The organism is Catalinimonas alkaloidigena, assembly GCF_900100765.1.
In the GTDB taxonomy this organism is placed as follows: domain Bacteria; phylum Bacteroidota; class Bacteroidia; order Cytophagales; family Flexibacteraceae; genus Mooreia; species Mooreia alkaloidigena.
In genome coordinates, this window is record NZ_FNFO01000003.1 from 542,606 (window position 1) to 556,636 (window position 14,031).

The 14,031-nt window shown below is 56.3% G+C and carries 14 protein-coding genes; 7 read left to right on the plus strand and 7 right to left on the minus strand.

What is annotated here, in order from left to right:
* Positions 1 to 64 precede the first annotated feature (64 nt).
* The 5 genes from BLR44_RS09445 (at position 65) to BLR44_RS09465 (ending at position 3,874) form a co-directional block, all read left to right on the plus strand.
* Positions 65 to 1,438 carry a DEAD/DEAH box helicase gene (locus tag BLR44_RS09445; RefSeq protein WP_245706020.1) on the plus strand — a complete coding sequence of 458 codons (1,374 nt, stop codon included), beginning with the start codon at positions 65 to 67 and terminating at the stop codon, positions 1,436 to 1,438.
* A gap of 67 nt (positions 1,439 to 1,505) precedes the next feature.
* On the plus strand, positions 1,506 to 2,084 hold the full coding sequence (locus tag BLR44_RS09450; RefSeq protein WP_089681451.1) for a LemA family protein: 579 nt from the start codon (positions 1,506 to 1,508) through the stop codon (positions 2,082 to 2,084).
* 31 nt (positions 2,085 to 2,115) lie between these two features.
* The gene (locus BLR44_RS09455) at positions 2,116 to 2,553 is read left to right on the plus strand and encodes a TPM domain-containing protein (protein WP_089681452.1); all 438 of its coding nucleotides are present in this window, start codon (positions 2,116 to 2,118) and stop codon (positions 2,551 to 2,553) included.
* A 9-nt stretch (positions 2,554 to 2,562) separates the two neighbouring features.
* A complete protein-coding gene (locus tag BLR44_RS09460; protein WP_089681453.1) occupies positions 2,563 to 3,360 on the plus strand; it encodes a TPM domain-containing protein in 798 nt (265 codons plus the stop codon).
* Between the two features lie 82 nt (positions 3,361 to 3,442).
* Positions 3,443 to 3,874 carry a protein-tyrosine phosphatase family protein gene (locus BLR44_RS09465; RefSeq protein ID WP_218127045.1) on the plus strand — a complete coding sequence of 144 codons (432 nt, stop codon included), beginning with the start codon at positions 3,443 to 3,445 and terminating at the stop codon, positions 3,872 to 3,874.
* 144 nt (positions 3,875 to 4,018) lie between these two features.
* Here BLR44_RS09465 and BLR44_RS09470 read toward each other — a convergent pair whose 3' ends face one another.
* From BLR44_RS09470 to recF, 3 genes are all read right to left on the minus strand, one after another.
* Positions 4,019 to 4,501, minus strand: coding sequence for a GyrI-like domain-containing protein (locus tag BLR44_RS09470; RefSeq protein WP_089681455.1), 483 nt, complete (start codon positions 4,499 to 4,501; stop codon positions 4,019 to 4,021).
* 244 nt (positions 4,502 to 4,745) lie between these two features.
* The gene (locus BLR44_RS09475; protein WP_089681456.1) at positions 4,746 to 5,072 is read right to left on the minus strand and encodes a DciA family protein; all 327 of its coding nucleotides are present in this window, start codon (positions 5,070 to 5,072) and stop codon (positions 4,746 to 4,748) included.
* Positions 5,073 to 5,087: 15 nt separating this feature from the next.
* Entirely contained in the window at positions 5,088 to 6,179 is a 1,092-nt protein-coding gene (gene recF / locus BLR44_RS09480; RefSeq protein WP_089681457.1) for a DNA replication/repair protein RecF, read from the minus strand.
* Positions 6,180 to 6,300: 121 nt separating this feature from the next.
* On the opposite strand from recF, the gene pdhA reads away from it, so the two are divergent.
* On the plus strand, positions 6,301 to 7,368 hold the full coding sequence (gene pdhA, locus BLR44_RS09485; RefSeq protein WP_089681458.1) for a pyruvate dehydrogenase (acetyl-transferring) E1 component subunit alpha: 1,068 nt from the start codon (positions 6,301 to 6,303) through the stop codon (positions 7,366 to 7,368).
* A 184-nt stretch (positions 7,369 to 7,552) separates the two neighbouring features.
* Positions 7,553 to 8,287 (plus strand): tetratricopeptide repeat protein, encoded by a 735-nt coding sequence (locus BLR44_RS09490; protein WP_089681459.1) that lies wholly within the window; start codon positions 7,553 to 7,555, stop codon positions 8,285 to 8,287.
* A 76-nt stretch (positions 8,288 to 8,363) separates the two neighbouring features.
* On the opposite strand, the gene BLR44_RS09495 is transcribed toward BLR44_RS09490, so the two are convergent.
* The 4 genes from BLR44_RS09495 to BLR44_RS09510 all read right to left on the minus strand — a co-directional run bounded on the left by BLR44_RS09495 (position 8,364) and on the right by BLR44_RS09510 (position 13,955).
* The gene (locus BLR44_RS09495) at positions 8,364 to 11,057 is read right to left on the minus strand and encodes a DUF6089 family protein (protein ID WP_176955967.1); all 2,694 of its coding nucleotides are present in this window, start codon (positions 11,055 to 11,057) and stop codon (positions 8,364 to 8,366) included.
* A gap of 31 nt (positions 11,058 to 11,088) precedes the next feature.
* Positions 11,089 to 12,222 carry a hypothetical protein gene (locus BLR44_RS09500; RefSeq protein WP_218127046.1) on the minus strand — a complete coding sequence of 378 codons (1,134 nt, stop codon included), beginning with the start codon at positions 12,220 to 12,222 and terminating at the stop codon, positions 11,089 to 11,091.
* Between the two features lie 211 nt (positions 12,223 to 12,433).
* Positions 12,434 to 13,069, minus strand: coding sequence for a PRC-barrel domain-containing protein (locus tag BLR44_RS09505; RefSeq protein WP_089681462.1), 636 nt, complete (start codon positions 13,067 to 13,069; stop codon positions 12,434 to 12,436).
* 220 nt (positions 13,070 to 13,289) lie between these two features.
* On the minus strand, positions 13,290 to 13,955 hold the full coding sequence (locus tag BLR44_RS09510) for a DUF3267 domain-containing protein (protein WP_089681463.1): 666 nt from the start codon (positions 13,953 to 13,955) through the stop codon (positions 13,290 to 13,292).
* Positions 13,956 to 14,031: the final 76 nt, after the last annotated feature.

Here is a 14,031-nt window from a genome sequence, read left to right on the forward strand (position 1 = left end):
GACCACGCAGAACGGCCTTTCCGGCCTCGGCGTTTCAACGCCTCACCCATCTTGACGCTATTGCATGACATTTCACGATTTTAACCTTCATTCTTCCCTGACCGAGAGCATCGACATGATGCAGTACAACGAGCCGACGCCTGTTCAGGCCCAGGCCATTCCCGAAATTCTGTCGGGACGCGACCTGATCGGCTGCGCGCAAACGGGAACGGGAAAAACGGCAGCGTACCTGATTCCCACCATCCAACACATTCTGGACCACCCCAAAGAAGCTTCGCAATGCCTGATTCTGGCACCGACGCGCGAGCTGGCCAAGCAGATCGATCAGCAGATCGATGGCTTCGGTTACCTGACGGGCGTCACCTCAATGGCCATTTACGGCGGCAGCACTGGCGGCGAAGTCTGGTCGCGCCAGCGTAACGCCATGGAAAACGGTGCGGAAATTCTGGTTGCTACACCCGGGCGCCTCATTGCGCACATGCGGATGGGCTACGTACAGCTCGACCACATCCGTACCCTGATTCTGGACGAAGCCGACAAGATGCTGGACATGGGCTTTTTCGAGGACATCATCCAGATCGTCAACGAGTTGCCCACCGATCGGCAGACGCTGCTGTTCTCGGCCACGATGCCGAAAAAAATCCGCCTCCTGGCCGACCGCATCCTGCGCGACCCGGCCGAGGTAAACATCGCCATTTCGCGCCCCGCCGAAAAAATCGACCAGTCGGCCTACCTGGTGCACGATCATCAGAAGATCGACCTGATGGAGCACATTCTCCGGCAGATGGACGTCCAGAGCATGATCGTCTTTACGTCGCGCCGCAGCGAGGTGAACAAGATTGTCCGCGCCATCAACAAGCTGGGATTTCAGTCGAAAGGCGTTAGTTCGGATCTGGATCAGAACGCGCGGGAAGAGGTGATGCGCGAATTCAAGAACGGGCAGTTGCCCATCGTGGTCGCGACCGACGTGCTGTCGCGGGGCATCGACGTGGACAACATCAGTCACGTAGTGAATTACGACATTCCGCAGGACGCCGAAGACTACATCCACCGCATCGGGCGGACGGCGCGGGCCGAGCGCACCGGCGTGGCCATTACGTTCATTAATGGTGAAAAACAGCACCGCGTCCGCCGCATCGAGGAGCTGATGGAGATGGAATTGCCCAAGTTGCCCCTGCCCGAAGGCTTCGAACCCGGCCCGGCCTACAATCCGGAGAAGCGCTCGTCGGGTGCTGCGCCCAACCAGCGCCGGAAGAAAAAACGGAAACCGAAGGGACCGCAGTCGGAGGCATCGGCCAGCGCCGCGACGCCTGCACCAACGGCCACACCGACCGCGGGTGCGGCCGAAGGCGAGGTCAAAAAGAAGAAAAAACGGAAGAAGCGCCGCAAGCCACGCCCGCAATCCAACCCTTCATCCAACGAACAGAGCCCTTCATAAACTTCTGTTTCGCATCTACGTATTGCGATAGTGAAATTGCATTCACCCTTGACCTTAAACCTTTTGTATGAAACGTATATTCCTTCAGCTCCTGGGCCTCAGCCTGGTCCTGTCGCTCAGTTCGTGCGGCTACAACAGCATGGTGCAGAAACAAGAGACCGTCGACCAGGCCTGGTCGCAGGTTGAAAACGTGTACCAGCGCCGGGCCGACCTGATTCCCAACCTGGTGAGCACCGTAAAGGGAGCCGCTAACTTCGAACAGGAAACGCTGACGCAGGTGATCGAAGCCCGGGCCAGTGCCACGTCGATCAACCTCAGTGCCGACGACCTGACGCCCGAAAACATGGCGCGCTTCGAACAAGCCCAACAGCAACTGAGCGGTGCGCTCTCACGTCTGCTGGTGGTCTCCGAGAACTACCCCGACCTGAAAGCGAACCAGAACTTCCGCGATTTGCAGGTGCAACTGGAAGGGACCGAAAACCGCATTGCCGTGGAGCGGCGCAACTTTAACCAGACCGTGCAGGAGTACAACACGTACATCCGGCAGTTCCCGCGCAACATTACGGCCAACATTTTCGGCTTCGATACCAAGGCGTACTTCCAGGCTACGCCGGGCTCGGACCGCCCGCCTACGGTCGAATTCTAGTTTTATCCTTCGCATCACTTCCATCCCGCTCATGGCGAAAGAGTTCTTCTCGTCTTCCCAACAGCAACAAATCATTGCGGCCATCAAAGACGCCGAACTGAATACTTCCGGCGAAATTCAGGTACACATCGAGCGCACGTGCAAAGGCGAAGTGCTGGACCGCGCGGCCGATCTGTTCGCTACGCTGAAGATGCACAAAACGGCCCTGCGCAACGGGGTGCTGTTTTACCTCGCGTTCGAGTCGCATCAATTCGCGATTCTGGGCGACAAGGGCATCAACCAGAAAGTGCCGCCGGGTTTTTGGGATGACATCAAAGAACACATGGCCGTGCTGTTTCGGCAGGGGAAGTTTACCGAAGGGCTGGAAGAAGGCATTCGCATGGCCGGACAGGAACTTAAAGTCCACTTTCCCCGCCAAAAGGACGACATCAACGAACTGCCCGACGACATCTCGTTCGGGAAGAACTAAGCTTTATCTGTGAAACACTTCCTACTTCTGGGGTTGGTTTGGCTCGCTTCATTCGCACTGCATGCGCAGGAAGTGGCCATTCCCGACCCGCCGAACCCACCCCGCCTGGTGAACGACTACGCCAATCTGCTGAGCGGCGAGGAGCGGAACCGCCTGGAGCGTAAGTTGGTGGCGTACGACGATACTACTTCGACGCAGATTGCAGTCATCATCGTTCCGACCACGGGCGATTACGAAATTGCCGATTATGCACAGCGGGTGGCGCAGAAATGGGGAATCGGGCAGCAGGGAAAAGACAACGGCGCGCTCATTGTTGCGGCCATCAATGACCGGAAAGTGAGCGTCCAGATCGGGTATGGGATGGAAGCCTACGCGCCCGATGTGGTGGCCGGTCGCATCATCGACAACGTCATCCGTCCGGCTTTTCGCAACGAGAACTATTACCAAGGCCTCGACCAAGCCACTACCGCGCTGATGCAGGCTGCTGCCGGGCAATTTGAGGCCGAACCCCGCGCACGCGATGGCGATGGCGGCAGTCCCGGCATGTCCATCGGCATGATCATCTTCTTCATCATCCTCGTCGTTTTCCTGATCAGTCGGGGCGGCGGCGGGCGGGGGGGCGGCCGGACGTATCGCAACCGAGGCATGTCGTCGATTCCGTGGTGGATGCTGGCGAACTCCGGACGCGGCGGCGGTTGGGGCAACTTCTCAGGGGGCGGTGGCAGCTTTGGCGGCGGCGGTGGAGGCGGCTTCGGTGGTTTCGGCGGCGGCTCGTTCGGCGGGGGCGGGGCCAGCGGAAGCTGGTAGCCTGATCAGCTTGCTCGTTAGAAGTATGTTCACGAAAATTTATTGGCTGGAGGAGTTTGCTACCGGGGCAAGGCTCGGCATCATGCCTCGTCCACGAGGAGACGATTGGCTCGAAGGAGAAGTAGCCAATTGGGCGAATCGTGGTGTCCAGGTTGTAGTTTCTCTGCTGGAAAAGCCGGAGATAGATGAGTTGGGCCTGAGAAACGAAGAAGTCCATTGTAAACGACACCAGCTGGACTTTATTCTTTTTCCGATCCGGGACCGGGGCTTACCCTCTGATCCACAAGCGGTGAGTTACCTGATTCTAGACCTGAGAACAAAACTCGATCAGGGACGGAGCATCGTTATTCACTGCCGTATGGGCATCGGCCGGTCTTCCATCATTGCGGGGGCCGTTTTGCTGGACAACGGCCTCACCGCCGAAGGAATGCTCTTCCACATCAGTACCATTCGGGCATTACCCGTACCCGATACCAACGCGCAAAAGCAATGGCTCAGGCAGTGGGAAAGGTAGCGTCTGTGCTTAAAACTCTGCACTAATCCATAAGCGCTCGAACCTGTCATAGCAAAGCCACTTTGCAGGATGACCTAACAACTCATTTGTCATTTCGACCAACCGTAGAAATCTGCTGACATGCGTCTGCGTGCACTGGCGGCTTCATACCTTCTTCGTGATCGGTATCCACAGTTCTTCCTCCGAATCCGGGTCTTCGCCTTTGTATCGTTCACCCATCACCGCGAAATGCGGGCGATGGTCCACAACATAGGTCGATTGTGGTAACCAGGTTCCGAGAATAAATTGATACGTCGTCGGGCCGGCGCTGGCGGGGCCGCGATGCACAAAAACGGCATACAGTCCTTCGGGAGTCGTCAGCGTTTCCCAACCTTCAGGCACGGTGGTCGTCGCCGGGACCTCTACTGCCGCCCACTTTTCGAAGCGAGCCTGAGGATCAAATCGCTCGAAATACGCTGGGCCGTACCGTTCGATGGAGTAGAGTTCACTACCGATCACCCGGGTGATTTCCCGGCGCCGAGGCATGAAGGTACGCCAGAGTACGTGAGTTTGGTTGTCGGCCAACGACGTCGTCATGCGTACTCCTGCGAAATGCTTTTTCGGTAGGGTTTCGATTCGGGGTTGCACGGTCGCAACTTAACGAATGTTATACGTTACGCGTGCCCATCAGAGGTCATCAGGCTTTTGGCAGCTTTGCGTTCTCCCTTCCAGAAGCGCCGCTTCAGGTACTTACGCAAATGCTTGCATCGCTCTGCGCACGTGGTGACGTGTCCTTTTTTCTTGTGCGACATACATCAGGTCTGCCATCTGAACTTGCGGCCTCTGCTCACCAACAGGCAACAGACTGGCGACTGCCGAAAAAGAAAGAACCTTACAAAAACATCACGTCGTCGATGACCTGTTCACCGGCATCGCGGTTCAGCATCTCGACGATCTTGGTTTTCGCCATGTTGAGCTGATGCTTGAGCGGCGCTGAGGTAAGCGACACGTACAGGCGACGGTCTTTGATGTACAACCGGTGCGTGCGGCTGGCGATAGGAGCGCCCATCAGCCGTTCCCAGGCATTCACCACATGGGTCTCTTTGAACTTGCCTCGCAGACGGTACACTTCAAGCAACTCGTTGATCGATTCCTTGAGCGTAGCTTCTCCGGAGCGACTGGTTTCTCTCTTCTCTTTCTTGGGGTAGGAGCGGTACATGTGGGAGTGAACGGATTACTCAGTAAAGGTTGTACGAAAAACCCGAACTTCCGCGCGAATGGTGTTAAAAATTTTTTCGGTGCGTTCCGGGCGGGCGTCGGTCAGAAAAATCTGCCCAAAGTGCTGGTCGGCCACCAACTCCATCAGGTGCGCAATGCGGTGATCGTCGAGCTTGTCGAAGATGTCGTCGAGCAGCAGCATGGGCTTGCGCCCCGATACGTCTTTCATCTGATCGAACTGCGCCAGTTTCAGCGCAATCACGAACGATTTTTGCTGGCCCTGTGAGCCGTATTTGCGGAGCGGATGCCCTTCGATGCTGAAGGCGTAGTCGTCGCGGTGTATGCCCAGGTCGGTCCGCTGAATGTACAGATCGCGGTTGATCGACTGCACAAACTCTTTCGCAAACGTGCCGCTTTGCCAGTGCGACTCGTACTGAAGCGCGACCTCCTCACGGCTGTCGGTCAGGTGCTGGTAATGGTGCAGAAACACGGGCAGGAAGTCGGTCACAAAGGCCTGCCGCCGCTCGAACACTTCTTTCCCCAGGGCCAGCAGAGGCTCGTTGTAAGTTTCCAGCAGCGTTCGGTCCACGTAATGCCGATCGGCAAACTGCTTCAAGAGGCTGTTGCGCTGGTTGAGCAGGTGGTTGTACTTCATCAGCGACTGAAGGTAGACCGCGTCGATCTGCGAGATGATGCCGTCGAAAAAGCGCCGCCGGTCTTCGCTACCGCCCCGAATCAGGTCTGTATCGTCCGGTGCCATCATCACCAGCGGAAAGCGCCCGACGTGTTCGCTCAGCCGCTCGTAAGGCAGTTTGTTGACTTGCACCACCTTTTTGTCGCCTGCCTTGAGGCGGCACGAAACGTCCCACTTCTCGTCTTCTTTCAGAAACGTCCCGTCGATCCGAAAAAAATCTTCGCCGTGTTTAATGTTTTGAGTATCAATCTTGTTAAAGGCACTCTTGGTTAGCGAAAGGTAGTGCACCGCGTCCAGCAGGTTGGTCTTCCCAGTCCCGTTGTCGCCCACAATGGCGTTAATTTGGGGCGAAAAGTCGGCTTCGAGTGCGGCATAATTTTTAAAATTGAGGAGACGAAGGTATTGCAGGTGCATAACGATAAACAACGCAGAAAATCAGTGGTTGTTAAGAAGAACGGCGCAAGGGCCTTCCGCGTTTAACCCGTAAATTTCAGTCGATTTTACTTATTTTCGCGAAAATTCTAAGAACGAAAGCATGGCAAGCGTTAAAGAAAAAGCAACCGCGGCCTCAAAGGCAGCTTCCAAATCCAAGGCAAACACCAAAAAGAAAGAAACGTTTCCCAAAGAAACTTATTTATACTGGTTTGAAAGTATGATGCTGATGCGGCGTTTCGAAGAGAAAGCCGGTCAGTTGTACGGACAACAGAAAATCCGTGGCTTCTGCCACCTGTACATCGGGCAGGAAGCCTGCGCCGCCGGTTCGGTAAGTGCGTTGGAACCTGGCGATAAATACATTACGGCCTACCGCGACCACGCGCATCCACTGGCGCTGGGCACTTCGCCGAACGCCATCATGGCCGAACTGTTCGCCAAATCGACCGGCTGCTCGAAAGGGAAAGGCGGCTCGATGCACATGTTCGACAAGGAAGTAGGTTTCGTGGGTGGTCATGGCATCGTAGGCGGTCAGATTCCGCTGGGCGCCGGGCTGGCTTTCGCCGAGATGTATAAAAAGACCGGAAAAGTCTGCATTTGTTACATGGGCGACGGGGCCGTCCGCCAGGGTGCGCTGAATGAAACGTTCAACATGGCGATGCTGTGGAAAATTCCGGTGATTTTCGCCATTGAGAACAACGGTTACGCCATGGGAACGTCGGTGAAGCGTACCACCAACGTGCAGGAGCTTTACAAACTCGGACTGGCGTACGACATGCCTTCTGAGCCGGTCGATGCAATGGACGTCGAGAACGTACACCGGGCGGTAGCGGCAGCAGCAGAGCGCGCCCGCAAAGGCGAAGGCCCTACGTTGCTGGAACTGCGCACGTACCGTTACAAAGGCCACTCGATGTCCGATCCGGCCAAATACCGGACGAAAGAAGAACTGGCCGAATACCGGGAACGCGACCCCATTGAAAAGGTGCGGAAGACGATCCTGGACAACAAGTTTGCGACCGAAGACGAACTGAAAGCCATCGAAGAGAAGATCAAGCAGCAGGTGAACGAATCGGTTCAATTCGCCGAAGAGTCGCCTTACCCCGATCCGGAAGAAGTTTACAAAGATGTGTACATGCAAGAGGATTATCCGTTCATCGTCGATCATCCGTAAGCTACGCTTGGCCGGTCTTTCGATCTTACATGCACTAACTCATTAATAGTCAGAGCCTTTGTCCTTTCGGTACAAAGGCTTTTGTTTTACTACATCGATTCAGGGTTGCTGTTTGAAATGAAATATTTACGTTAAATTTGCGGCCCTGCGTTCAAATTCGCATAGCACTATACCTACGACTAGCATGGCTAAAACCAAAGTGGCTCCGCAGAACAGGCAACAAGAGGCTCCCGTCCCGGCCTCTGACAAGGTGTTGGAAAGCCCGGATGCATTACGCGGTCAACTGGACCGCACCGAAGATTTTTTCCGCAAGAACCGTGCGATCGTGCTGGGCGTGGCCCTGGTCGTGGGTTTGGCAATTGCGGGCATTGCGTTCTGGCGCTACGCACAGCGTCAGAATGAGGTGGAAGCACAGCAGTACATGTTCCCGGCCGTTTACTATTACGAAGCCGACTCGCTGAACAAAGCGCTGAACGGCGACGACATCAACTACGGGCTGCTCTACATTGCCGACGAATACGGCTCGACCGACGCGGGTAACCTCGCGAAATTCTACATCGGTTCCATTTACCTGAAGCAAGGTCAATACCAGCAAGCCATCGACGCACTACAGGATTTTCAGTCGGACGACCTGCTGCTGCCAGCGCGCGCTGATGCGCTGATTGGCGACGCTTACATGGAGCTAGAGAATTACGCGCAAGCGATTTCGGCTTACAAAGAGGCCGCTAACTACAAGCCTAACGATCAGTTTACGCCGCGCTATCTGATGAAACTTGCCCTGGCTTACGAGAAAAATAACCAGATGGGCGAGGCGGCTACTACCTACGCGCGGATCATTAACGAATACCCGCAGGCCGCAGAAGTAACCGAAGCCAAAAAGTACAAAGAACTGGCCGAGCTTTCGCAGGCGAGTAACTAGGCAGCATATTTTATTTCCTTCAGAAATAAAAAAGACGACCCGGCGGTCGTCTTTTTTTGTGTTCTTTGCTGCGAGATTAGTTGGTATACAGATGGATCTCGACGCGGCGTCCGTACGAGTATTGCTGCGGTCCGAGGCTGCGGTCGGCACCGTGGTGTTCTACCGTAATCTTTTCGGCCGTAACGCCAGCGTTGACCAGCGCCGTGCGCACCGCTTCGGCACGCTTTCGCGACAAAATCTGGTTTTGCTGTGCATTGCCCGTTTGATCGGTGTAGCCACGCAACACTACTTTCAGTTCCGGATACTCCTGCGTCAGTTGTGCAATCTGCCGGATATTACGGGCGTCGGTGGAATCGATGGAGGAGGAACCGGTCGCGAAGAAAACCTCCGTTTTCTGAAAATTCCGAGCCAGTTCGGCCCGGGTCTGTGCCGTTGCCTGCTCCTGCCGCAATCGGTTCAGTTCCAGGGTAGTATTGTTCATCAACTCCCGCAAGCGGTCTACTTCGGCCTGGACATCGGTAGTGGCGTTCGCACCCTGATTGGCTTGCATCTGTTGCAGGCGGCTGTTCAGGTCTGCAATGCTCTGCTCCGTCTGGCGGATTTGGGCGTCGCGAAGCGAATCTTCGGCCGTGCGCTCCAACCGCATGGACGTATTGTCGCCCGAGGTAGCCGGTACCGGCACAGGGGCCGCGACTACCGTATTGGACGTAGCGTTACTGTTCACGCGACGACGAAGCGTTTCTAGTTCAGTGCGCAGTGCTTGCAGTTCCTGGTCGTTTGCGGGGGCCGCAGTAACGGGGGACGTGGGCCGGCTAGCCTGTTGGGCCATCTGGCTGCGCAGTTGTTGCATCTCTTGTCGCAACGCTTGGATTTCCTGATTGGTGGTGGAGGCGGGTGCCGGTGTTGCAGGCGACGTAGCTACCGGGGGCTGATTCATCATCTGCCGCTGTAGTGCACGCAGTTCTTCCCGTAACACCTGATTTTCGACCGAAAGTTGCTGCACCTGCGGATCGTAGGCGGTTATCGTATCCGTCCGGGTCGGCATCACCCGCCCCTGGGTGGTGGCCAAGGGACGTCCTTCCAGGCTTTCCAGCCGGTTGGACAGCAGCGCAACCTGGCGACGCAATTGCTCCACTTCCGCATTGCTTTGATCGGGGGCGGTGATGTAGGTCGTATCAGCCTTCGTACGGGCAGTGGGCCTGGCAACCCCCACTTGCGGGGTATCGATAGGCGTGGGCAATGGGTTGAACGACAAGAACGTCGGCACTTGTCGGACAGAATCCATCGGCTCGCCGATCTGAGGAGCCGGACCGCCCCGAGCCACGGTATCCCGAGTGACGCCCGAAGGCTTCGGAGACACCCGCGACGGCGCCTTCAACGCAACGTTTTGGCTGTCGGCCGCCGTCGGGACCGGGCTAAACAGCAGAGGCATCGAGACTTCCGGCAAATCACCCGCTAGCGTTTCGGGCCGCAGCTGCAGCGAAGCGGCAGAATCGCTCGCCAAGTGATCAGGAAGGGTGCCACTCGTGGCAGTAGTATCCATTTCCTGCCTTACCGCCTGAAGTTGGTTCAGCACCGAATCGCTGACCAACGCTGAGTCGGAGGGAGGGGGCAAGGCCGTGTCGGGCATCGCGGCCATCGCTTCTTCGGCCGCTGTCGAGTCGACGGGCGAAAAACGGGTCGCTAGGCTATCAGGAACCATCGCTCTTCGGCGACCGGCGTCCAGGAGACCGGCATCCCGGCGGCCAGCCTCTCCGCGTGTAACGCGTGTAAACCGTCGGGTACGCATGCTCATGCGTTGTTCGGAGGGTGCGGGCGGTGCCAGCAGGGTTTGCGAGGCGGTGCTGGGATTTGTGTAGATCACCGGTACTTTGTAGGGCTGCGGCTTTGCCCCGAAGTTGTAATGCACTGACAAAGAGACGAATGTGTACCAGTCGTTGTTGCCGCCGGGATCGCCCCGGTACTCGGCCAGGCGTCCCGAAGGATTCGCGGCGTAATTGACCTGGGGGTTGTCGGTTTCGGTGGGATATACCCCCGCTACATCGTCAAGATAGTCCGTGAAGGTATAGCGCGTCAGCACCTCCAGATTGGCGTTGATCCGGCTACTGAACCGCATTTTCACCCCAATGCCCATCGGCACGCTGATGGTCTGGTTGGCATAATCTTCCTCGACATCCAGTTCACTTAGGTTCGTCTCGAACGTACCGTCTTGCGATACGACGGGCGCTTGCTCGGGGGCTGTACTCCCCTGTGGCACCGTCCGAATCGTCTGATCGTCCCAGTAGTAATAACGCTGCCCGTTGCGGTACAAATCACCCCAAACGTCGAACTGCGTAAAACCCAGACCAGCTGTCAGGTAGGGGGTGATCCAGGCGTTGCGGCTCAAAAACGTTTCGTTGTCGAAGTAATAGTTCAGCAGTAGGCTCAGGTCGTTGAGTTGGGTGCGGGCGTTCAGCGCGCGGTCAAAGTTTTCTTCGCCCAGTCGCAGGTTGCCCTGCCAATCAAGCGCGCGGTCGTTGGCTTCAAACTGCCCCCGCGAGTACAGCAGACGCATGCCCCAGGCTTGCGAAAGCGACAGTTCCAGATCGGCCCCGTAGCTCAGGTAGCCCAAATCGAATTTGCGCAGCGGCGTGGTATTGGAAAACAGCCGGGTATTCAGGTCTCCGTAGTACGTCATCACCCCTGTGTACAGCCCCACCCGCCAACGATAGTCGTTCTGTTGGGCGCGGACGGAAAGGCTGGCGATCAGGAACGATGCGCACAGAATCATACGTAAAAACAAGTTCATCATAATCAGTCAATTAGCGGGCGAGGTCTAGCCAGAGGTTGAGGTTGACGTTAACCCCCAGAAAGGGACGGACGTACACACGATTGGCCAAGTCGTCGAAACCACCGGCCGTAGAGGCATCTTCCAGGAACGTGACGCCCCCAGTCAGGCTGACAAACTCGAAGATGTTGTAACCCAGCCCGATATACGTCGGCCGTTTGAAAATGGGCCCGCTCACGGTGCGATCGTCCGACACCTTAAAGTCTTTGAAGTAAAATCCCACCACAATTTCGGAGCGACTCCAGAATTTGCTGGCGTATACTTTTTGCCCTAACGGCAACGTGAGCCCGGCATTAAAGCCCGACCCGTACGAAAGATCCTGCAGATCGCCATCCAGGTACACCCCGCCGTAACCGGCGTGCAGGGTCAAGATGTTACGCGTCTTTTCAACCGGATAATTATCCACGTGTTTGCTGTCGGCGATGACCGACAGGCCCGAGTTCAGCATGGCTTGCACTTCGGTGTGCAACAGCATTTTCACTTCGCGGGTAATGTCGTCGAACTGAGGGGCATTGTCTTTGTCCAGGCGCATGCCCTTCAATGTCCGAAAGCGGTCGCGCGTCAGGTCCGAGAAGCCCGCAAACCGCAGGTTCGGTCCGTTCTGGTACATGGCAAGAGACGAATTGACCACCGAATTGAGGTCGTTGACCATTTCGTTGGGGCCTTTCTCCAGTTTGACACGTTTGCCGTTCGAAGTAATGCTCTGATCTACATACGCATCCAGATACGTGTACAACTGCCGCTGCACTTCCCGCAACTCCTGGTTGGTGATCCGCCGGTAATAGTTGATGACAAAATCGTAGGGGGTGTTGTCCCGCAACTTGTAATTCACCGGCAGGTAGAACGTCTGCGCTTCGCCACTGAACGCACCTTTCCACAGATTGCGGTACAGGGGCGCTTTGCTGAGATTGGCGTCTTTCGGGTAGATCTTCACTTCCACCATGCTGACCTGACCGTTCACTTCGCCGGTCAGCGTAAAATTTTCGCCCGCAGGCAGGGGCTGGTTATCGTTGAATTGAGATCGCTCGTAATTGAAAACCACCGTAGCAGTTTGGGCCGTCGCAGCAGTACATAGCAAGCAAAAGAGAGAGAATAGTATTTTTTTCATAAAATCGTTCACGAAATTTTTATTTAAGTACGGAACTGGGGCGGCTAAGTTTACTAATTCCCTGATCACCAAGTCCTTTTCGCACGGAACAGGCGCCTCAAACGCTTTCAGGCGTGGCCTATACATAAAAAGCGCGCTCGGTCGGAGCGCGCTTTTCATCGGCGTGTCATGCGGATTCCGGGCGACTAAACCGCCCGCTGGTGTTGTCTTTTTATAAGTCCGTTCCGCCCGTATACGGGTCGCGGCCGGTACGCGAGCGTCGTTCCGGATCGTTCGCTCCCCGCTGCTCTTCAATACGGCCCGAGCGCAATTCGGAGCGATTCTGCTCCATACGCCCTTCTTCCATATTCTGGCGGTTGAGGTCTTCGTTGGCACGTCCTGTACCGCCGATGTTGCTTCCACCACTGCGGTTCAGGTTCGACATGGCACTGTCGGCGGTGGTTCGGTTCATGTTGCTGCTCATCGACGACTCGCTTTGCAGATTCCGGTCGTCGTTGTTGTAGAACGAGTTGTAGCCGTAGTGCGAATACACGCGGTTCACAAAGTCGTTCTGAGGCTCGTTCGGCCAGTTGTCCTTGTCGAAGCCCGGAGCATTTTCCAGTTGTTCTTTGCTAACGTCGAGGACCACGTGCTCGTCGACGGTATCGAACTTGATCATCGGCCACGGAATGGCAAACAGCTTGTCGCCCATGCCCAGAAAGCCGCCGAAAGAAAGCACCGCGTAGGCAATGCGCCCCCGGTTGGTGTCGATCATCAGGTCTTTGATGTCGCCCAGGTTTTCGTTTTGATTGTTGACCACTTTGGTCCCCACAATGGAAGTAGCGGATAAGGTGAGGTTGTTGTTCATGATGAGTTTTGATTTAAGGTGGACTAAAACTGACTGTGCCCGAGGCGACGCTCGGGAGGATGAGAAGAAGGAATGTAAAAAGTCTCGGAATCAGGTTCCGCATCGCCCGCCTTCGTGGCATTTGAGACACGATAAAAATTGGCGGGAAGAACATCGCTAGCCCGGGGGCTTCCTCTACAGCATACTGATTTTTGGCCCTTTGGGTTGTTCTACGAAGCCATTAATTTTCAGTAAAGTCTTCCGTTGTTTCGCGACTGAACGATTCCTTAAAAAAGTAGGCTTTTTTCGCGTCCAGATCGTCGTAGCTGTAGTCGGGGCGGTGGCGCATCAGGTAACTGACGATGCCGAAATCGCCTCCGCAGAAAGACGTGTGGATGACGAACACGGCCAGGAAAAACCAGCGCCCCGGCCCCGGCACCAGCATCGCCCCCAGGAGCGTCACGAGGGTGATCACCAGAAAAGGCGTGAGGGCCACGACCACCAACTCCCGTCGGGTTACCACAAAACGGTCGGCGGCCGCATAAAACACAAACTGCCGCCATTGCGCCCCGAAGCTGATGCGCGGCGCACCTGCGAGCTTGTACGCGGCAGCGTGTAACAGTTCGTGGATCGGGATCAGGAGGGTAAACGAAAACAGCGCCGCCCACCCCCCGGCCTGCCACAGTCCGTCCCAGGGAATTTCCTGGTGAGTTGCCAGCCGGGTGCCCACCACCAGAAGCCCGACGAGGATTGGCCCCAAAGCCACAGCAAAATAAGCCACCGATGCCCAGGTCCGGTCGCGCAGTGCCTCCCGCACAAAAGGCACCATGTCGTCGAAGGGCAACGTCCGGTGCAGGGGAACGTTCGCCAGGTCGGTGGGCGTAGGACGCGGGTGCGGAGCTTTCACGTTCCTAAGTTAACGAACGCACCGGAGCCGGGTTGACACGGTTTGGGAGGAACGGTATCCGCACCATTTGCGATTG

Coding starts and splice junctions, on each gene's coding strand:
- BLR44_RS09445 (WP_245706020.1), top strand. CDS start 65: ATGACATTTCACGATTTTAACCTTCATTCTTCCCTGACCGAGAGCATC.
- BLR44_RS09450 (WP_089681451.1), top strand. CDS start 1,506: ATGAAACGTATATTCCTTCAGCTCCTGGGCCTCAGCCTGGTCCTGTCG.
- BLR44_RS09455 (WP_089681452.1), top strand. CDS start 2,116: ATGGCGAAAGAGTTCTTCTCGTCTTCCCAACAGCAACAAATCATTGCG.
- BLR44_RS09465 (WP_218127045.1), top strand. CDS start 3,443: ATGCCTCGTCCACGAGGAGACGATTGGCTCGAAGGAGAAGTAGCCAAT.
- BLR44_RS09475 (WP_089681456.1), bottom strand. CDS start 5,072: ATGTACCGCTCCTACCCCAAGAAAGAGAAGAGAGAAACCAGTCGCTCC.
- recF (WP_089681457.1), bottom strand. CDS start 6,179: ATGCACCTGCAATACCTTCGTCTCCTCAATTTTAAAAATTATGCCGCA.
- pdhA (WP_089681458.1), top strand. CDS start 6,301: ATGGCAAGCGTTAAAGAAAAAGCAACCGCGGCCTCAAAGGCAGCTTCC.
- BLR44_RS09490 (WP_089681459.1), top strand. CDS start 7,553: ATGGCTAAAACCAAAGTGGCTCCGCAGAACAGGCAACAAGAGGCTCCC.
- BLR44_RS09495 (WP_176955967.1), bottom strand. CDS start 11,057: ATGATTCTGTGCGCATCGTTCCTGATCGCCAGCCTTTCCGTCCGCGCC.
- BLR44_RS09500 (WP_218127046.1), bottom strand. CDS start 12,222: ATGAAAAAAATACTATTCTCTCTCTTTTGCTTGCTATGTACTGCTGCG.
- BLR44_RS09505 (WP_089681462.1), bottom strand. CDS start 13,069: ATGAACAACAACCTCACCTTATCCGCTACTTCCATTGTGGGGACCAAA.